Source organism: Pseudomonas sp. B21-059 (assembly GCF_026016285.1).
Taxonomy (GTDB): Bacteria; Pseudomonadota; Gammaproteobacteria; order Pseudomonadales; family Pseudomonadaceae; genus Aquipseudomonas; species Aquipseudomonas danubii.
In genome coordinates this window covers 3,372,076-3,393,942 of record NZ_CP087201.1, presented here as the reverse complement: position 1 = coordinate 3,393,942, position 21,867 = coordinate 3,372,076, and the positions used below count along the sequence as shown (strand labels likewise).

Here is a 21,867-nt window from a genome sequence, read left to right as displayed (position 1 = left end):
AGGCTGCGCTGCCAGGGCGCCGCGCACAGTGTGGCCAGATCCAGCGCCGGCACCTCGGCGGCGGCAATCACCTGGGCACTGCCCTTGCAGTGTTCAAGCACCCCGCCCTCGGCGTCCGAGTAAATCCTGAAGTCGATCTTGTGCTGCTCCAGTGTCAGTGCGACATGCAGCTCGCTGCGCTCCGGTGTCGGCGTATAGGGCGTCAACCAGACGACGTTGTTCAATTGCAGCGTGCCGCTTTGCGCTGCCTGCCGATCCAGCGAGCGCACCACGGCGGCCCGGGCCATTTCCAGATAGCCGACGCCGGGCATGGTGTTGCACTGGTTGACCCGATGGTCGACGAACCAGCCCTCGTCGCCCTGCCAGCGGCTGCTGAAACGCTGCTGATAGAAGTCCGAGGTGTTGCGCTCAAGCATCGGGTGCAGCCACGCCGCCGGCGCCCCACGGCCGGGCACTGCAGCGCCGGCCAGGTCTGTGACCCAGTGGCGCTCCTGGGCGAAGGGATAGCCCGGCAGGCTCAGGCGCCGCAGCGGGTGATTGCTTGGATAGAGCTGACGCCAGTCGATCTGCAGGCCCTGCACCCACAGCTCCAGCAACTTGGGGTACTTGCGTTTGTCGATCCAGGCCGCCAGTGCACCAGCCATGTCCTCGTCCTGGCGAAACAGTGCCAGCGCCGGGTTGTCGCTCTCGGATACGCCGCGATACATGGCTTTGCCGGTCGCCGCAAAGTCATCGAGCTGGCGTTGCAGATCGCTCAGGGAATCGCTCAACAGCGCCACCCGCTCCTGCATCGCGTCGCGGCCCACTTGCAGGGTATAAGCCAGATCATCGAGGTAGGCCTGGCTTTCGAGCGGGTCCTGATGCGCTCGTGCGGCGATGAACGCCGCCAGGCGACGGGCAGCCTCACGCAGCCGCTCCGGGGTTCTGGCCGACAGCACAAACGCTCGCGCGCCGGTTGCCAGCAGCGGGCGCTCCACCTGCGGTGCGCGGTACTCCTCCAGCAATACATGGGCATTGGCACCGCCAAAACCGAAGGAGCTGACCCCCGCCCGCCGCGGCAGTTGGTTGCCCTGGCGGTCCTGGATGGCTGCCCATGGACGATTGTGCTGCACCACGTAAAACGGGCTGTTGTCGAGTTCGATGTAAGGGTTGAGCTGTTCACAATGCAGGCTCTTGAACAGGGTCTTGTGCTTGAGTTGCAACAGCACCTTGATCACCCCGGCGATCCCGGCCGCCAGCTCCAGGTGCCCCATGTTCGACTTCACCGAGCCTACGCCGCAGTAGCCCTGCGCCAACGCCTCGTTGCCCAGCTCTTGGTTGAGTTCGCGGAAGGCCATTTTCAGGCCGTTGATTTCAATCGGGTCGCCCAACTCGGTGCCGGTGCCATGGGCCTCGATGTAGCCGACGCTGCGCGGATCGACGCCGGCCTTGCGGTAGGCCGACTTCAACAGCTCGGCCTGGGCCCGCGGGTTGGGCGCCGTCAGTGAGTTGGCCTTGCCGCCGTGGTTTTCCGCGGTGCTGCGGATCAGCGCGTAGATATTGTCGCCATCGGCCTCGGCCTGGGCCCGTTTTTTCAGCACGATCATCCCCACGCCTTCGCCACGGGCATAGCCGTTGGCCTGGGCCGAAAAGGTCTTGCTGCGCCCGTCCAGGGCCAACATCCCGGCCTTGCTGAAGCTGATTTGCGCCTCGGGGGCGATCAGGGTATTGACCCCACCGACCACCGCCATGGCGCAGTCGCCACTGTGGATCGCCTGAACGGCGCGGTGGATCGCCACCAGGGACGAGGAACAGGCGGTTTCCACGGGCTCGCTCGGGCCGTGAAAATCCAGCAGGAAGCTCATGCGGTTGGGGCCGACCGACGGCACCATCGCCGTGGCGCTGTAGCCCTCCACCGGTATCCCGGCCTTGGCAATCAGGCTGCTGTAGCCGGTCACGCCGGTGCCGACGAAAATCCCGGTGTCACTGCCCGCCAGATCGGCGCTGGCGTAGCCCGCGTCTTCAATGGCCAGCCAGACATAGGTCATCAGCAGCCGCTGCTGCGGGTCCATCAACTGCGCTTCCCGTGGCGAAATGGCGAAGAACAGCGGGTCGAAGTGATCGACGCCGTGGATGAAACCGCCCCACTTGACGTTGGTCTTGTCGACTTCGCGATGGGGATCGCCGTAGTACTCGCGCCAGTCCCAACGGTTGGCGGGAATCTCGCTGATGCAGTCGCGCCCGTCCTTGAGGTTATGGAAAAACTGCTCGACGTCCTCGGCCATGGGAAAGCGGCCACTGATACCGATCACCGCGATCTCGTCATCGATGCGGTTTGCTGGTGGCGTTTGCCTGACTCCGCTGACGCCGTCCCCTGGCCCCGGGGCCGCCGTTGGCAGCGCTTGCTGCCGGGGCTGGGCCGCGGCGGCTGGCGCTGCGCTGGCCTGCGGCGCGAATCGTGGAGCCAGCGCCGCCTGGTGCTCGCGCTCCAGGTACGCGCAGAAACGACCGACCGTGGCGTGTTCGAAAAAGATCGTCGGCGCCAGGTTGAGTCGCCATTGCTGTTTCAGGGTATTGGCCAGGGTGGTCAGGCTGATCGAGTCGAAGCCGTATTGGCTGAACTCGACATCCAGACGGATATCGCCAGCGGGAATCTTCATCTGCGCCGACACCTGTTCGATCAGCGCCCGCTGCAAGGCTTCAGTCAGCGGCGCCGCCGGCTGCGTTGCTGCCGACAACGATGCCGACTGCGCTGAGAGCGCTTGTGGCTGCGGCTCCGGCAGTGCCGCGGCGGTGGCCGCGTTGACCAGCGCGGTCATCGGCTCGCGCCGCCCGTGCATCACCAGCACCTGGGGCAAGGCCAGCGCCACGCACTGGCGCAAGGCATGAATCCCGGCGTTGCTCGGCATGGCCACCATGCCGGTGCTTTGGGCCATGTGCTGCGCGGTGGCGGCATCGACCTGCATGCCGCCGTCTTTCCACAACGGCCAGTTGATCGCCAGGCTCTGGCCCTGGCGCAGGCCCTGGACGGTGAGCTGTTGGCGGTACGCGGCGTAGTGATCGACAAAGGCGTTGGCGGCCGCGTAGTCCGCCTGGCCGACGTTGCCGACGACACCGGTCCCGGAGGAAAAGCAGATCCAGAAATCCAGCGCCAACCCAGCGGTGGCAAGGTCCAGGTTGCGGCTGCCGGCGACCTTGGCCGCCAGCACCTGGCGCAGTTCGTCATCCTGCTTGTTGATCAGCAGGCTGTCGCGGATCACCCCGGCGCAGTGCAGCACGCCGTCGAGGCCGTGGTGCTCGGCGACAATCCCGTCGATCAACCGCTGTACCGCCTGGGCGTCGCTGACATCCAGCGACTGGTAGTGAACCCGGTTGCGGCCCGCATCAATCCCAGCCAAGCCGTTTGCGGCCAATGCCGAGCGGCCGGTGAGAATCAGCGTGGCGTCGCTGACACGGGCAGCGATGGCCTGAGCAAACAGCCGGCCGAGGCCGCCGAGGCCACCGGTAATCAGGTACACCCCGCGGTCCTTCCACGGCGCGTCGATCGCCAGGTCGACCGGCGGGCACGGCCGCCAGCACTGAACCTGGCGCCGGCCTTCCCGGTAGCGGATGGCGACATCGCCGGCGGCGATATTTTCCGCCAGCCGTTGTGCCAGTGACGATGGTTGATCCAGCTCGATCAGCTGGCCGCGCACCTGCGGCGCCTCCAGCTGCAAGCTGCGCAGCATTGCCGCCAGCCCGCCGCTCATCCGCTCGCCGCGCGGGTTATGCACCGCCAGCTGGAGCAAGCGGCGTCCGCCACCGCCGGCCAGCAGCCCGCGGATCTGCTGCAACAGTGCCAGGGCCAGCTGTTGATAGTCCACCGCGCAGTCCTGATCGGGAGCCTCCAGCACCGTGCACTGGCAAGCGCCGTCCTGGGTGCTCAGTTGCTGCTGCACCTGGGCGGCCAACTGCGGATCAAAGCCACTGAGCAGGATCAGGCGCTGGCCAAGGCTCGGCGCGGGCAGCGTCGGAGCCGCCTGCTCCAGCCATTGGGGCTGGAACAACAGGGTTTCCAGCAACTCAGGCTCGGCGCCTGGTGCTTCGCTCGGGGCGCTCAGCACCCGTGAAGTAAAGCCCTGCATCAAGACGCAGAGCGTGCCTTGGGCATCGAACAGCTCGATGTTCAAACGCTGCAAGCCGCTATCGGCCTGCTGATCGTCGCGGCGCTCGGCGTAGCTGACCCGAGCCCACATCCGTTCGCTGCAGGGTTGCAGAATCTGCAAGCCTTCCAGGGCAAACGGCAGGGTTGGTCGGGTCAACGGCGGCAAGTGTTGCCGCTGGTCCTCACTCAGCACCACGTCGGCCCCCAGACTCAGGGCGATGGCCGCTTGCAGCGCCGAGTCCATGAGCGACGGATGCAGCACATAGTCCTCAAGGCCATCGCGCTGACAGGCGGGCAATCGCAGTTGTGCCAGCACTTCACCCTGCCCGAGGTGCACCGACTCCAGGCCCTGATAAGCCGGGCCGTGGGCAAAGCTCATGGCCCGGTAGGCCTCGTAACACTGCTCGGCGCTCAACTGGCCGCCGTTCATCCGCGCCTTGAGCGCCGCCAGATCCACCTGCCGGGCAGGCGGCGAAGTGAAAGCGGCCAGGCCCTGGCTGTGCAGCAACGCCTCTGCAGTGTCTTGTCCGGTGAGCGGATCGAGTTCGCGGCTGGAGATCTCGAAGCGGATCGCCCCGTCCTCATCCTGGATCAGTTCGATATCCACCTGGCGCGGCTGGGCGCCGACGATCAAGGGCCGCAGCCACACCACCTGAGTCAGGGTTGGCTGTTGCCCTGGCGTGGCCATCGCCACCGCCGCCCGGGCCATTTCCAGATGGGCGACACCGGGGAAAATCCGTTGCCCGCCCACCACGTGCTGCTTGAGGAAAAACTCCTCGCCATCAAAGCGGCTGGTAAAGCGCTGACGCTGCAGGTCCGAGGTGTTGCGCGCCAGGAATGGATGCAACTGGCGCGGGCCGCAAGAGCCTTCGGCGCTGACCGTGCCCGCCGCCGCGCCCCGTTGCGCCGGCGCTATCCAGAAGTTCTGCCGGGCAAAGGGATAGACCGGCACGTGCACTCGGCGGGCGTCGCCCCGGTGTTGGCGATTGAAGCTGTCCCAGTCGAGCTTGCCTCCCGCGGCCCAGGCTTGAGCCAGGGCTTGCAGGCGCTGTGGCTCGGCGCTGTCCGGCAGCTCGATGTCGCCCCCCTCTGCGGTGTCGATCTGCCCGCAATAGACGTCGCGGGAGGCGTGGCCGTCCAGCCAGTCATTGAGTTGCTGGCGCAGTTGCTCCTTGTCCGAGCAGAGGATGATCAAGCGATGGGCCTGGGCCTGCCGCCCGGTTTGCAAGGTGTACGCCAGATCCACCAGGCGCAGCGCCGGATCTCGCAGGGCCTGGCGCACACGCCGGGCATAGCGTTTGAGGCTGTCGGCGGTGCGTGCCGACAACGGCAGCAGGCACAGGCGCGGCTCGTGGCTGAGCGGCGCGGCCGCAGGCTCCGGGGCTTGTCGGATGACCATGTGCACGTTGGTGCCGCTGTGGCCAAAGGAGTTGAGCGCCGCCATTTTCGGCGCCTCGGCCAGCCATTCCCGGGGCTCGGGGTGGATATGGAACGCCGAGCCCGCCAGTTCGATCCGCGGGTTGAGCTGCTGGAAATTCAGCAGCCCCGGCAACTGGCCATGCTTCATCGACAGCAGGATCTTGATCAGGCTGACCACCCCGGCCGCCGCCGACGCATGGCCGATGTGCGCCTTGGCGCTGCCCAGGGCGCAATAGCCGGTGTCGGTGGTGAACTGACGGAACGCCCGGACCAGGGCATTGACCTCCACCGGATCACCCAGGGGCGTGCCGGTGCCATGGGCCTCGACGTAGCTGATCTGCCGGGGATCGATGGCAAAACGCCGATACAGCTCGCTGATCAAGCGCTCCTGGGCCTGGCCACTGGGGGCGGTTATGCCGTTGCTGGCACCGTCCTGGTTCATCCCCGAGGCGCAAATCACCCCGTAGATCGGGTCGCCATCGGCCAGGGCCTGGGAAAGACGCTTGAGGGTCACCATGCCCACCGCCTCGGACAGCACAATGCCGTCGCTGCGCTGATCGAAGGTATGGCAGCGCCCGGTGGGCGAAAGCATGTCCATTTGCGCCAGGCTGATCAGCCCAGGTTCGCCCAGGGTGGCGAAGACCCCTCCGGCCAGGGCCAGATCGGCTTGCTGGTTGCGCAGGCTTTCACAGGCCAGGTGGATGGCCGTGGCCGAGGATGAGCAACCGGTGTTGACCACCAGCGCCGGCCCCTTGAAATCCAGGAAGTAGGACAGCCGCGAGGCAATGATCGCGTCGGAGGCGCCGATGAAGGTTTCGTGGAAATAGCCGGTCGGCTCCGCCCCGACAAAGATGCCCACCGCCTGGTCGCGAAAACTTTTCGGGTTGTAGCCGGCGTCTTCCAGGGCCTTCCAGCTTTCCTGCAGGATCAGCCGCTGATGGGGGTTCATCGACTCCGCATCCCGGGGCGAGATGTTGAAGAACAGCGGATCGAAGTCGTCGCGCTCGGCCAGCACACCGCCCCATTTGCAGTAGGTCTTGCCGGGCTGGCGCTCGGCCGAATAGCTGCGTTGCAGGTCCAGGTAACGCTCGCCCAACTCGACCACGCCATCGGCGCCGGTGCTCAGGTTGTGCCAGAAGCGTTCGACGTTCTCGGCGCCGGGAAACTGCCCCGACATGCCGATCACGGCAATGTCGTCGTGCAGCTGCGGCGGCACCGCCGGTGGTGTTTCGGCGCGGGCCTCGGTGCTGGTTTCGGCGCTGGCCTTGAGCTGTTGCAGCAGTTGCCGGGCCTGTTCAGCGCTGATCTGGCGCTGTTGCAGCCGGGCGATGATGGAGTGAAATGCTTGGCTGCTCATGATTGTCCTTTACCGGCCGTAGCCTGGGCTGCGTCGTGGTGTGCGCTAGTGCTGTGGTTGACGAGTTGCAGCAATTCATCGATGGCCAGTTCACCGCAGAGAAAGGCCGCTTCCAGTTGCCCCACCGATGGCGCCGGTTCGGTTGCCGCCGCTGGCGCGGCATCACCGCCCAAGGCCGCGCACTGCGCCGGGTATTGAGCGAGCAGGTAATCCACCAGGCTCTCCAGCGATGGGTAGTCGAACAGCAAGGCGGTGTTGAGCTCGATGCCCAGGGCCGCGCCGATGTGGCTGACAAAGCTCACGCCCAGGATCGAATCGATGCCGTAGTCGGCAAACGGCTGATCCACCTGAATCCGCCCCGGTTCCAGCTGCAGGGTCTTGGCCAGGCCGTCCAGCGCCAACGCGGTCAGCGCCCCGCGGCCGCCGCCATTGGCCGCAGGCGCCGATGGCAGGGGCTCGGAGGCGACAGTCGCTGCCAGTGGCCGTGTGGCAAGCGGCACAGGTTGGGGCTGGCGCTGGGGCTTTTCGTCGGGCACGAACAGCGCCGCAGGGGCCACGCCGTTGCGCTGCGCCACGACGATCTGCTGGCCAAGGCCGTGGGCGCATTGCGCTGGAAAGGCCACGCTGTGGAAACCGCTCTCGCCCAGCACCCGGGCCCAGCTCTGCGGGTACAGGGCCGGGGTGCCGGGGATTCGCAGTTCGGGGTCTTCGTACAGCCACCAGCCCTTGAGCAAGCCGAACGTCAGGTGAGCGAACAGCGACCGGTCACTGATTTCATTGAGCAGCACGATGCCGTCGCGCCGCAGCAATGCCGCGGCATGGGCCAGGGTGCGACGAATGCTGCCGGTGGCGTGCAGCACATTGGCGGCAATCACGATGTCATAGCCGCCCAGTTCCAGGCCTTGGGCCTGCGGCGGCTGTTCGACGTTCCACAGCTGATAAGTGAGAAACGGGTTGGCCGCACCGTAAGTGTTCCTGGCGTACATCAGGAACGCCTGGGAGATGTCGCTGTAGCAATATTCGGCCATCCGTTCGCGCCAGGGCTGCAGCGCCGGCAGCACGATGGAACTGGTGCCGCCGGTGCCCGCACCGATTTCCAGAATGCGGATCTGCCGTTGCGGTTCACGGATCGACAGCCCCTCCAGGTGCTGTTGCACCACTCCGGCGACCACTTGGTTGAAGTAGTCGGACAAGGCGTTGTGACGATAAACCCCTTCGACTTTGTGCATCGAACCCTGGGGGAACATCACGTCGGTGGCCTGGGTCCGTGCGCCGAGTATCGCCGGCAGCTGTTGCAGGCAAGCATCGACCAGCTCCACCTGGGCCTTGCGTTGTGGCTCGGCGAGCAACTGATCCCTGAGCTGGCACCAGTGCTGCTCCAGTGCCTGCAGATCCACCGGCGCGGTCAGTGCGACCTGCGTGCCACGGCGCTCCAGCAGTCCCTGCTGTTGCAGCATTTCCAGGCTGGTGGCCCACCAGCGAGCGTACTGCTCGCCGATACCGGCCTGGCGCCGCAGCCCGTCACTGTCGGCGAACTGCCCCGGCTGGCTGAACAGGCCCATGCGGCACAGTTGCACCAGGGTCATGGCCGCCATGGCACGGTCAAACGGCGCCGGGTCATGGGCCGCAAGCAACGGCGCCGCCGCCTGGCGATAACGCTCGCAGCCGTCGTCCGCCGCGTGCCCGGCGCTCTGGCCCAGGACGATGGGCTCAGGTTGCAACTGCATCAACTGCTGGACCGGCGCCGAGGCGGCCATGCACAGCAACTGATCGAGCTGGCCCTGGCTCAGGGCATCGATAAAGCGGGCAAAGCACTCGAAACCCTCGCGGTCCTGCAGAGCCCCGGCGTGGCGGCTCATGGGTTGCGCCGTCGGGTCCGCTGCCTGTTGTTCGGTCAGCGATGACAGCCAAAACCCCCAATTGATCGCCCCCACCGGGAACGCCGCCTGCTGGCGCAGGCTGCGCACCAGGGTGTCGCCGAAGGTGATGCCCGCGGCATAGGCGCCCAGCCGCGCCGCACCCGAGAAGGCAAAGCTCTGCCCGGAGGAGAAGTAGCACATGAAATCCAGCGGTTCATCGGCCAGAGCCCGGTAGAACTCGATGCCGCCCCGGCTTTTCACCTGCAGGATGGCGTCGAACTGCGCCTCGGGGATGCGGGTGATCGGGTCTTCATGGTTGAACACCACGGCGGAGAAAATCGCGCCGTTGATCGCCCCATGGTGCTGTTTGATCCAGGCCACGGCCCGTTGCAGCGAGGCCGGATCGTTGGCGTCGGCTTGCAGGTAGTGCAACTGCGACGGCTGCACGCTGCCCTGAACCCGTTGCACACAGCTGGCGAGCCGCTGCTGCACCTTGGGGTCGTCGGCGCTGCTGCGACCGAGCCAGATGACCCGGGCCTGATAATCGGCCAGCAGATAGCGACTGATAATGCTGCCCACCGTGCCGCTGCCGCCGAGAATCACATAGACGCCCCCCTGCTTGAGCGCCGGGGTGACAAAACCGCCGTCGACTGCCGAGGGTTGCGCTTGCCAGCTCAACGTGAAAAGGCGTTGGCGATAGGCCACGCCGTCCCGCAGGGCCAACACCTCTCCCCGAGCCAACCCGGCCTCACTCTGCAACTGGCGCAACAAGCGCGGGCGGCGTCGGCTGTCGGCCAGCTCGCGGCTGGCGACATCCAGGTTGCGCACCCGGAACCGGTGTTCGCCCTGGGCAATCGCATAGGCCATGCCCGTCAGGCCGCCTCCCATGGCACTCACCGCCTCGCCACTGATGTCGAAGTTGTCCTGACTGATGATGTAACTGTCGATGGCCTGGCAAGGGCTGTGCTGCTTGAGCCATTTGATCAAGCGCAGCAGCAGGATTTCGTGGTTCTGCGGGCTGTCGAGCTGCGCTTGCCAGTCGGCGGCCGCGGCATGGCCAGCGAAGAAATACAGGCAATCGATGGCCGGCACCGCGCCCAGGCATTGCTCCAGCGCTTGCGGATCAGAGGCATCCAGCGCCCAGTGATCCGCTGCCAGACAGGCCGTGTGCCTGCCCGGTTCCAGGCGTATCACCCGGCCGGCACCGGTGGCAAAACCGGCGCTGAGCAGGTAGTTCGCGGTGATCGCCTCCGCCACCGGCCGCAGCGCAGCCTCGGCGACAATCAGCACGCAGCGCTGTTGCACAGGCGCGGGCTCGACGCTCGACGCTTCAGCGCCCTGTCCCACGGCTTGCCAGCGCGCCAGGTAGCTCAGGCCATCACTGGCTGCGGCAGCCGGCGCTGGGGCCGCTGGCGTTTGCGTGACCGCGCCGGCCCCAGGCTGCACAGCCGGCAACCAGTACCTTTCCCGGGCAAAGGGGTAGACCGGCGCACTGATCCGGTACGGCAGCGCTCCGCTGCGCCGGGCCTGCAGCAGCGACCAGTCGATGACCGCGCCCTTGACCCACGACTGCAGCAACTGGTGCAACTGGCCGCTCTCGACCCACTGGCTGACCTGCGCGGCCTGCTCGGCATCGGCCTGGGCCGCCGGGCGCTTGCCCTGCAAGTCGCCGCGATAAAAATCGGCATCCGCCGTGGTGTCGTGGTCGATAAAGCGACGCAGCCGGGTCGCCAGCGTGGCGACACCATCAACGATCAGTCCAAGCCGCGCCGCCATCATTTCCCGACCCTGCTGCAGGGTGTACGCCAGGTTTGCCAGGTCGGCACCCGACAGCCCCGGACGTGCCTCTATATAGGCCAGCAGGGCCTGGGCGTAGTCCCGCAGGCGGTCCGCGTCCCGGGCGGAAAGCAGGATCACTTCGGCGTCACTGGCGTGCGGCATCGGCCGGTATTCGTCGTGTTCCTGGAGCAGCACATGGGCGTTGGCGCCGCCAGCACCAAAGGATGAGACCCCGGCGATCCGCGGTCCGGCGTTGGCCGGTCGCCAATCGTCCAGGGTCTGCTGCAGGTAAAACGGGGTGGCGTCCAGCCGCAGGTTGGGGTTGAGGGTGGCCGCGTGCAGGCTTGGCACCAGTTGCCGATGCTTGAGCTGAAGAATCACCTTGCTGACCCCGGCGATACCGGCAGCAGCTTCCAGATGGCCAATGTTGGCCTTGACCGAACCCAGCGCGCAGTGGCCCAGGGCTACATGGTCAAGGGCGAAGGCCTGGGTCAGGCCGCTGACTTCAATCGGGTCGCCCAGCTCGGTGCCGGTGCCATGGGCTTCGATGTAGCTGATCTGGCTGGCGTCGAGCCCGGCCTGATCGATGGCCAGGCGGATCACCTTGGCCTGGGCCTGGGGGTTGGGCACGGTGTAACCGTTGGTTTTACCGCCATGATTGACCGCCACGGCGCGGATCAGCCCGTGGATGTTGTCGCGATCCGCCAGGGCCTGGGACAAGGGCTTGAGCAATAAGGAACCGACGCCCTCGCCCGGCACGAAGCCATTGCCGCCTTCACCGAAGCTGCGGCAGCGACCATCCTTGGAAAGCATCTGCCCGGCGCTCAACTCAACGTAATTGGAGGGGTGCAGGTACAGATTGACGCCGCCGGCAAAGGCCATGCGGCACTCGCCGCGGCGCAGGCTTTCACAGGCCCGGTGCAGCGCGATCAACGACGACGAACACATGGTGTCCACCGGCTCGCTCGGTCCGTTGAGGTCCAGAACGTAGGAAACCCGATTGGCGGTGGAGCCGAACGAGGTGCGCGGAAAGACCAGTTGCCCCTGCTCGCGCAGTGCCGGCCCGTACAGGCCGTAACCGGTCTTGGTGATCCCGGCAAAGACCCCGACATTGCCCTGATACTTCGTCGCCAGGTCCGCCTTGGTGATCCCGGCATCTTCCAGGGACTGCCAGCAGGACTGCAGGAACAGCCGCTCCTGGGGGTCCATGTTGACCGCCTCACGGGGCGAGATATTGAAGAACAGCGGATCGAAATCGGCAAAACCGTCGATCAGACCGCCCCATTTGCTGTAGCTGCGAGCCTGCTTCAGCGCCTCGGCGACCGAGTCCACGTAGAAGCCTTCAAGCGGCCAGCGCTGCGGCGCGATCTCGGTGATGCTGTCGCGCCCCGCCTTGAGGTTGCGCCAGTATTCGTCGAGGTTGGCGGCCTGGGGATAACGCCCGCTGATGCCGATGATGGCGATGGGTTCGGCGGCGGCCATGGCCATCGACGCGGGCACTGGGCTGGCCTGGCCAACGGCCGGCGCCGCAATTGGCGCCTCCTCGGCCAGGCCGCTCCATATCAGGCAGGCACGCTGATGTTCGGCCACCAGGTAGGCGCTCAGGGCGTCGAGGCTGGGGTACTCGAAAAACAGCGTTTTCGACAACAGGCGCTCGGCCGGATGCAGTTGCGTCATCGCCGAGAACCGCTCCTCCAGCGCCCGGTTGAGGCGAATGATCATGATCGAGTCGATGCCGTAATGCTCCAGCGGGGCGTCGCATTCGACCCGGGCCGGCGGCAGCTTGGTGACGGCACAGAACACCGCCTTGAGGCGCTCCAGAACCGCCGTCGACAGCTGCGCAGGGTCAACCGTCACCCGGGGCAAGCCAGGCGCCGGTTGTGCATCGACCGGCTCAGCGGCGCCAAACTGACCACGAATCTGCGCCAGATCCCCTTCGATCACCAACAGCCGCGCCAGGCCGGCGCTTAGCCCCAGTTGCAACGCCTGGATGCCATGCACCGACTGCATCGGCGCCATGCCGGTCTGTTGGCGGATGTGCGCCTGGTCGGCGGCACTGATCTGCATGCCGCCATCGCGCCAGAGGGGAAAGTTGAGCGACAGCGTGTGGCCGAAGCGCAGGCCCTGCTCGACGCGCAGGTTGCGCAGCTCGGCAAACTGATCGATGAACGCGTTGGCCGCGGCGTAATCGGCCTGCCCGACGCTGCCAAGCACCGCCGAACAGGATGAAAACAACACGAAGAAGTCCAGGTACAGCCGACGGCAGGCGCGGTCCAGCAGATCGGTGCCTAGCACTTTGGCGGCAAACACCTCCACCACGTCCTGCGGGGTTTTCTGGGCCAGCAGCCGATCGCGGTTGATCCCGGCGCCGTGGAGCACGCCGTTGAGGCCTCCGTGGGCCGTGCAGATCTGTGCAATCAGCCGCTCCAGCCCTTGGCCGTCGGTCAGGTCCAGCGGCTGGTAAACCACCGCGGCGCCCAGGTCGCGAATGGCCTGCAACTGCGCCTGCTGGCGTGAATCAAGGTGCGAGCGGCCAACTAGAATCAGGGTGACATCCCGGCATTGCTCGGCAATCGTCCGGGCAAAGATCAGCCCCAGGCCACCTGCGCCGCCGGTAATCAGGTACACCCCGCGGTCTTTCCACAGGGGGCGATCGCTTGTGCGACCGGCGGCGACATCGTCCGCCAGCTCTTGCCACTGCAGTTCCTGGTGCTGGCCTTGCAGGTCGAGGCGCTGCAACACCGAGCGGGCGCGCAGGCGGCGGGCACCCAGTAGCCCAGGCAACAGGGCCAGTTGCGCGGCCGCCAACGGCTGCTCGTCCTCGGTCTTGACCAGCAGGCACCTGGCACTGAGGGCCGGTTGTTCCAGGCAGGCGCTTTTGAGCAGGCCTTCGAGGCCGGCGTACAGCCGGTCCTCCGGTGTTTGTTCGGCGATCATCAGCTCCAGGTGAACCCGGCCCTTGAGGGCCTGCAAACGCTGCAGCAGCGCAATCGCCAGCGCCTGATAACAGGCCGCCGGGCCGCTGTTGGCGCACGCCAGCACCTCGCCGCTGACGCCTGCGGCGGCGCTCAGGGCTTGCAACTGTGCCACTTGGACGTCGTTGAAGCCGACCCACAGCAGCAAAGACTGGCCCAGCTCAGCGCTTGCATCAGCGCCGCTACTGAGCGGCTCCTGCCACACCGGGCGCGCCAGAAACAGCCCGGTGGCAGGCGACTCCAGCCGCTGCGCCGCTGCGGGCTGGACCAGGGGGATCGACGTCTGCTCGGCCCAGTAGCGCTCCTTGGCAAACTGGTACCCCGGCAGATGAATACGCCGGGCCGAACCGGCCGGCCACAGGGCCGCCCAGTCAATAGAGCCTCCGGCAAGCCAGTCCCGAGCCAGTCGCCCGCTGTCGCCCTCGGCCATCGCCGGGGTGTCGCCGTTGGCCAGCCGGGTCAGTTGCGTGCGCAACTGGTCCAGGTCGCTGACAACCAACGCGGCCCTCACCGCCATCGGTTCCCTGGCGGTCTGCAAGGTAAAGGCAATATCGCTCAGTGGCGCTTCGCTTCTGTCCAGCCAGCGCGCCAGGGCGCGGACGTTGTCGCCCAGGCTTTCGACGGTTTTGGCCGACAGCACTATGACCCGGCTGACAACCTCTGCTGCGGTGCTGAGCACAGGGGACGGCAGCTCCGGGTATTCGGCAATCACCAGGTGTGCATTGGTGCCGCTATGGCCAAAGGAATTGAGCGCCGCGACCCGTCGCTGGCCGCCACTGGCTTGCCAGGCCTGTGCTTGGCGGTTGATGTAGAACGGTGAGTGTTCGAGCTCGATCAGCGGGTTGATCCGCTCAAAACCCGGCATGGCCGGCAAGGTGCGGTGGCGGATCGACAGCAGCACCTTGATCAGGCCGATCACACCGGCTGCGGCAGCGGCATGGCCGAGGTTGGCCTTGGCGCTGCCCAGCACGCAGTAGCCCTGGGCGTCGGTGAAGCCACGGAACGCCCGGATCAACGCATTGGCCTCGACCGGGTCCCCCAGGCGGGTGCCGGTGCCATGGGCTTCGACATAGCTGATGTGCCCGGGGTCGACACCAAACCTGCGCCAGGTGTCGCGCAGCAGTTGCTCTTGTGCCTCGCCGTTGGGCGCGGTGATGCCGTTGCTGACCCCGTCCTGGTTGACTCCCGAGGCCTCGATGACCGCGTAGATCGGGTCGCCCTCGGCCTCGGCGTCTTCCAGGCGCTTGAGCACGACCATGGCGACCCCCTCGGAAATCACCGTGCCGTCGGCGGCGGCATCGAAGGCGTGGCACTGGCCGCTGGGGCTGAGCATGTCGATGGCCGACAGGCTGATCAGCCCCCGTTGGTCCAGCAATGCATAGACCCCGCCCGCCAGGGCCATGCGGCTTTCACCGTGGCGCAGGCTTTCACAGGCCTGGTGGATCGCCACCGCCGAGGACGAGCAACCGGTGTTGACCACCATGGCCGGGCCCTTGAGGTCGAGGAAGTAGGACAGTCGCGAGGCGATGATGGCCTCGGAGCTGCCGGTAAAGGAGTCATGGTGATAGCCACCGGGCTCGGCACCGACGTACAGGCTGACCGCCTGCCCGGCCAGTGTCATCGGGTTGTACCCGGCATCTTCCAGCGCCTTCCAGCTTTCCTGCAGCACCAGGCGCTGATGGGGCGTCATGGATTCGGCTTCGTGGGGCGTGAGGTTGAAGAACAGCGGATCGAAGCAGTCGCGGTCCTTGAGGATGCCGGCGCGATTGCAATAGCTCTTGCCCGGCTGCCGGTCGGCGCTGTAGGCCTCGGGTTGCAGGTAGTCCGGCCCCAGTGCCTGGACGCTGTGGTGTCCGGCCAGCAGGTTGTCCCACAGGGCATCGACGTCATCGGCGCCGGGAAACTGCCCGGCCATGCCGATCACGGCAATCGCACCGAGTCCGCTGCGCCCGGGCTGGCTCGCGGGTTGATTGCCCGCCAGTGCTGCGGCCAGTACCGGATTGCTCGGTGCGGCTGGCGGGACGGCTGGCGCCTCCCCTGCCTGTTCGCTGCTCGCCTCGCTGTTCGGGATTGCCGTCAGCGCCTGCGCGATCTGCGGGCCGTGGGCCTGTTGCAGGTAATGCTGGAGCTTGCTCACGGTGGCGTGCTCGAACAGCAGCGCGCTGTTGAGCTTGATCCGCAGTTGCTGGCCCAGCTGCTTGATGAAGCCGACCCCGAGAATCGAGTCGACGCCGTAGTCGGAAAACGGCGTACGTAGCCCGATGCTCTGCTCATCGGCCTTGAGGGTCCGGGCCAGGGCCTGGATGATCACCTGCTGCAATCTGTCGGCAACAGGTGCTGCGGTGGCTGTCGCGCTTACAGGATGCTCGTTCAATCCAGACTCCTTGTCGTCTGCGGCGGTACTCGGCAGCGGTGGCGCAACGCTGTGCAGGGTCAGGGCGTCGCCATGGGCGGTGATGATCTGTTGCCCCAGGGCGAGTGGCTCCGGCAGATGCAGATCGACCTGTTCAAAGCCGCTGCTCCACAGCAGCTCAAGCCAGGTCTGCTCGGCGATCAGTGGCGAACCGGGGATGCGCACCCCAGGGTCCTCGTACAGCCACCAGCCATCGAGCAGGCCGAAGGTCACGGTGGCGGCGCAGGTCTTGCGGTTCAGTTCGTTCAACGCCAGCAGGCCGCCGCTGCGCAACAACGAACGGACATGGGCCAGGGTGTGGCGCATGTTGGCGGTGGCGTGCAGCACATTGGTGGCCACCACAATGTCATACCCCTGGCGGTTGCCGGGGGGCTGGCTGATGTCGAGGATTTGCGTGGTGAAGTAAGGCCGGCCGGCGGCGAAGCTGGCGTGCCCGTGCTGCAGGAAGGCGTGGGAAAGATCGCTGTAACAGTATTCACCCAGGTGCTCGGCCCAAGGTTCCAGCGCGGCCAGCAAGGGGGCTGTGGTGCCACCGGTGCCCGCGCCGATTTCCAGGATGCGCAGCGGCCGCCCGGGTTCGGCTGCGACCAGCCGTTGCACCTGTGCGCTGACCCGCGAGGCCAGTTGGGCGTTGAAAAAGTCCGACAGGCTGTTGTGCTTGTAGATGCCCTCGACCTGGTCCATCGAGCCGTCCGGAAACAGCAGGTCCGTGGCCTGGATCTGCCCCGTCAGGATCTGCGGCAGGTGCATCAGGCACGCGTCGACCAGGGTCACTTGAGCCCGGCGCTCGGGGTCTGCCAGGTAGTGCTCGCACTGGGTTTTCCAAGCCGCGAGGATCGCCGCGTGCCGTGAGCGGGCAATCGGCGTGGCCACCCCAAGGCCTTGGCCTTGCTGCTGCAGGTAGCCGTGCTCCAGCAGAATCGCCAGGCATTCCTGCCACCAGCGGCGGTAGCGCTCGCCGATACCCGCCTGCTGGCGCCAGAGCTCGGCGCTCTGCACTTCGGGACTGGTGAAGACCCCCAGGGTCTGCAACTGGACCAACAGCAGCACGGCAATCGATTGATCGAGCATTTGCGGGTCAAACAGCTGCTGCAAGCGCTCATGCTCGGCAGGCTGCAGTTCAAACCCCGGCAACCTGGCACTGGCCAGCGCTCCGGGCTCCAGGCGCCCTTGCAGGCCCTCGGGCACGGCCATCAACTGACGCACGGCCGGCGAGGCCTTGATGCACAGCAAGCGGCGCAGCGAGCTGCCGGCCAAATGCGCGACAAAACGGCTGAAACAGGTAAAACCCTGGTCATCATCCAGGGCATCCAGGTGCTCGCTGACCGCCTGCGCCTGCAGCGAGGCGCGCCAGAACCCCCAGTTGATCACCCCCACCGGAAAGCGCGCGCTCGGGCCAATGGCCTCGGCAAAGGCGTCGGCAAAGGTGATGCCACAGGCATAGGCCGAGAGCTTGGCCGCGCCGGAAAAGGCAAAGCCCTGCCCGGAGGAGAAATAGCAGAGAAAATCCAGCGCCTGCCCGGCCAGCGCCTGATAGAAATTCAGGCTGCCACGGCTCTTGATCTCGAGAATGTGCTGAAACTGCGCCTCGCTGCTGTGTTGGATGCTGTTCTCGAAGTCGAAGACCATGGCGCAAAACACCGCACCATTGATGCGTCCATACCGTTGATTGACCAGGACCACGGCCTGCTGCAATTGCACCAGGTCGGTGCCATCGACCTGCAGGTAATCGACCCGACCGCGCCACTGCTCGCGCCCCAGGCTCTGCTGCAGTTGCGGACTGTCGGCGGCCTTGCGCCCGAGCCAGATCACCCGGGCCTGATAGTGCTCGATCAACTGACGGCTGATCACCTGACCGATCACACCGCTGCCGCCGAGAATCAGATAGACCCCGTTGTGTTGCAGCGCCGAGGCACTGCCGCGGTTCGCCGGCAACGCCAACGGAATCAACTGCTGGACAAAGCGCTCGCCCCGGCTGAGCTTGATCGGTTCGCCGCGCTGGGACGCCGGCTCGGCGAGGATCTGTGCCAGCAGGCGTTGGCGGCTGTCCGGGGTTTCCAGCTCGTCGCGGTTGAGGTCCAGGTTGCGCAGGTGCACCCGGTGCTCGCTCTGGGCCAGCGCATACCCCAGGCCGGCCATGCCCGCGCCCAGCGGATTGCCCCGTTGTGGTGCCCCGGCAAAGGCGTAGCGGCCAAACGACAACAGGAAACAGTCGATGCCGTGACCCTCTGGCACTTGGCTCGGCAACGCCTTGAACAGCCGCAGCAGCGGCAACTCGTGGTGTTGCAGGCTGTCGGCGAGCGCCGCCGGCGACAGCTCGTCGGCGCTTTGCCCGCTGATCACCAGCAACTGCGCCACCGGGCCCAGTGCCGCCAGAATCGTTGCCCAGCCCGCCGGATCAGCAGCACTGCAGCGCCAATGGTCCGCCGCCAGTTGCGCCGTAGTGCCCAGGGTGCAATCGATCCGCAGCACCTGGCGGCGGTCCTGATAGTGCTCGGTCAGCGCCGCCAACAGCCCCTCGCTGGCAGCGGCGGACTCACCCAGCGTGACCAGCAGCACCGCGCCGTTGCCTGGCGCCTGAGCCTGTTCGTCGGCACTTTGCGCTTGCCAGCGAGGCAGGTAGCAACAGCCGCTCAGATCTTGGTCCGAGGGCTCTGCACTGCGGACCTCATGGGCGGGCGGATGTGCCAGCCCGGGCATCCAGTAGCTGTTTCGCGCAAAGGGATAACCCGGCAGGCTGATCCGCAGCGGGCGCCGGTAGGCGTCGTGTCGGTAGAGCTTGGGCCAATCGACGACTGCGCCTGCGACCCACGCCGCGGCCAGTTCGCGCAGTTGCTGGTGCTGCAACCACTGCTCGATCAGCTGCGTGCCCGGCTCCTCCAGTGTCTCGTCATAGGGGTCGCTGTGCCCCTGCAACACCTGCTCTTGGGTTTCGCCTGCCAGCCACTGCGCCAGCCGACGCTGCAGCTCGGCGAGCGAATCGACCTGCAGCGCCAAGCGTTCGGCCATGGCTTCGCGGCCGACTTGCAGGGTCCACGCCAGATCGGCCAGGGCCACCTGTTGTGCGTCTTGCGTGGCGAGAAAGTCCTGCAAGCGCGTTGCCGTTTGCGTCAGGCGCTGCCGGTCGCGGGCCGACAGCAGGATCAGCCAGGGGCCGGGCATGGCCGGGCGCGAGTCGGGGCTGGCGAGGTGTTCTTCGACGATCAGCGACGCATTGGCACCACCGGCGCCGAACGAGGAAATCGCCGCAATACGGGGCCCGCCCTGGGTGCTCCAGGGCGCCAGTTGCTGTTGCAGGCGAAACGGGCTGTGGGCGAAATCGATCTTCGGGTTGGGCTGTGCCGCATACAGCGACGGCACCAGTTGGCGGTGCTGCAATTGCAGCAGCACCTTGCTCAGGCCAGCGATGCCGGCGGCACTTTCGCAGTGACCGATATTGCTTTTGATCGAGCCAATGGCGCAGGAAGCGCCATCGCTGCTGGCAAAGACCCGGCTCAGGCCGCTGATCTCAATCGGATCGCCCAGCGCGGTGCCGGTGCCATGGGCCTCGATGTAGCTGATCTGCCGGGCATTGACCTCCGCCCGCGCCAGGGCTTTTTCCAGCACACGCTGTTGAGCCCCGGCGCTGGGGACGGTGTAGCCGTTGGTCTTGCCACCGGCGTTGATCGCCCCGCCACGAATCACCGCGTAGATCCGGTCGCCATCGGCCAGGGCCCGCTCCAGCGGCTTGAGCAGCACCGCACCCACACCTTCGGCGTCGACAAAGCCGTCGGCATCATCGGCGAAGGCCCGGCATTGTTCGCCGCGCGACAGCATCATCATTTCGCACAGGCCGAGGTAGTGCTGCGGGTTGACGATCAGGTTGATGCCCCCGGCGATGGCCAGATCGCAACTGCCACTGATCAGGCTCTCGACAGCCAGGTGGATGGCGGTCAGCGATGACGAGCAGGCACTGTCGAGCGCCAGGCTCGGGCCCTGCAGATCCAGTTGATAAGACACCCGGTTGGCAATCGACCAGTAATTGCTGATGGGGTTGTAGCTGCCGTTCATGACGCCGACAAACACCCCGACCTCGCCCTGTTGATGCAAGGTTGCCGGGTTGTAGCCTGCGTCTTCGATGCTGTGGTAGGCGACTTGCAGGAACAACCGCTCCTGGGGGTCCATCCGTTCGGCTTCGGTGCGCGAAATGCGGAAAAACGCCGCATCAAACTGATCGATGCCCTCGATGAAGCCGCCCCAGCGCGTGTAAAGGTGCCCGGGCTGACCCTTCTCGGCCGAGAAATAGCGCTGCCAGTCCCAGCGTTCTTCGGGGATTTCGCCAATGGCGCAATGACCGCCCGCCAGATTGCGCCACAAGTCGCTCATCGATTGCGCCCCCGGATAGCGGCCGTCGAGACCGATAATCGCGATAGGGCCGCCCGCGCCCTGCTCCCGGGCCTTGGCGCTGCTGTGCGGTGTGCTGGCGGGTGCCAGTGGCGCGGGCTGTTCGGCCTCGGGCTGGCCCAACAGCCGCTGAAGTTCTTCGCCACGCTGCTGGATAAAGTGCTCGGTCAGCGCCGCCAGGGTCGGGACTTCAAAAAACAGTGCGCTGTCCACGGCGGCAAAATGCTCACTGAAGGCATGGGTCAGCCGCACCACCAGAATCGAGTCCAGGCCATAGTCTTCCAGTGGCCGCGACAGGCTCATCTTGTCGGCCGGGATCTTCAGCGTGGCGCTGACCAGATGGCGCAGGAAATCGGCGACCCGACGCCGCCAAGCGTCCGCGCTGCTCTGATCCGGGCCTGGGCTGAAGGTCTCCTGGGGCGCGCGGGAGTCAGCCGCTGCTGGCACGGGCCGCTGCTGGCCGACGACGGGCTGACGGACGATGCCGTCGCTCTCGGCGAGGATGATTTGCTGGCCCTGGGCATGGGCCTGCCGGGCCGGGAACAGCACCGGGCTGAACCCCTCTTGCTCCAGCACCGCCTGCCACCCCGCCGGCGACAGTCCAGGGCAACCGGGCAGTCGCAGAGGGCCATCGCGATACAGCCACCAGCCTTCGAGCAGGCCGAAGCTCAGGTGGGTGAACAACGACGCCTCGCTGATTTCGTTGAGCATCAGCAAACCGCCCTTGCAAAGCAGGGCCTTGGCATTGCGCAAGGTCTGGCGGATGTCGGGGGTGGCGTGCAGCACATTGGTCGCCACCACCAGGTGGTAGTGATCGGTATCGATCCCCTGTTCGGCGCAAGGGCGCGAGACATCGAACAGACGGGTGTGCAGGAACGGATGCTGGGCAGCGAACTGGTCGCTGCCGTGTTGCAGGAACGCCCGTGACAGATCGGTGTAGCAGTATTCGCCCATCTGCGAACGCCAGGGTGCCAGCGCCGCCAGCAGGCCGGCACTGGTGCCGCCGGTGCCGGCGCCGATTTCCAGGATGCGCAGCGGTTCGGCGTCCGCCGGGCGGCTTTCGATATAAGCCAGCACCGCCTCGATCAGCACCTGATTGAAATAGTCGGCAACCCGGTTGTGCTTGTAGACCCCTTCCACCAGGGACATCGAGCCATCGGGAAACAGCAGGCCGGGGGCGCTCTGCTCGCCGCGCAGCAACCCCGGCAAACCCTTGAGGCAGGCGTCGAGCAACAACGCCCTGGGCGCCAGGTCCGGGTCCTGGCGCCACCCGGACAAGCCTTCATCCCACTGTTGCCACAGGGCCCCGGCGTCGCCGGTTTCGACACCGGCCACATACTTGAGGCTCTCGGCCAGCCACCGCTGCAGGTAAGCCGGCGTGACATGGCCGTGGCGAGTGGCCAGGGGTTGCAAGTCCTCGGCATGGCCAAGTCCCAGCCCCTGGAGCTGGCTCGCCAGCAGGCGGCGCGCCAGTGCATCGAGTTCACCGGAGGCGCCGGCGCTGGTCTGATCTGCGGCTGTTTGCATGCTTCAACTTCCCTGTGACGCGTGTGCTGTAA

The 21,867-nt window shown here is 66.3% G+C and carries 2 protein-coding genes (1 of these 2 only partly in view); both read right to left on the bottom strand.

Annotation, left to right across the window (positions count from 1 at the left end):
• Positions 1-6,899, bottom strand: the 5' portion of a protein-coding gene (locus LOY69_RS15105) for an SDR family NAD(P)-dependent oxidoreductase (RefSeq protein ID WP_265074863.1). Its footprint begins 5,248 nt before the window's first position; the window shows 6,899 of its 12,147 coding nt (coding positions 1-6,899); its start codon is at positions 6,897-6,899; its stop codon lies off the left edge, out of view.
• The gene (locus LOY69_RS15100; protein WP_265074862.1) at positions 6,896-21,835 is read right to left on the bottom strand and encodes an SDR family NAD(P)-dependent oxidoreductase; all 14,940 of its coding nucleotides are present in this window, start codon (positions 21,833-21,835) and stop codon (positions 6,896-6,898) included. The genes LOY69_RS15105 and LOY69_RS15100 overlap by 4 nt, the downstream gene beginning before the upstream one ends.
• Positions 21,836-21,867 lie beyond the last annotated feature (32 nt).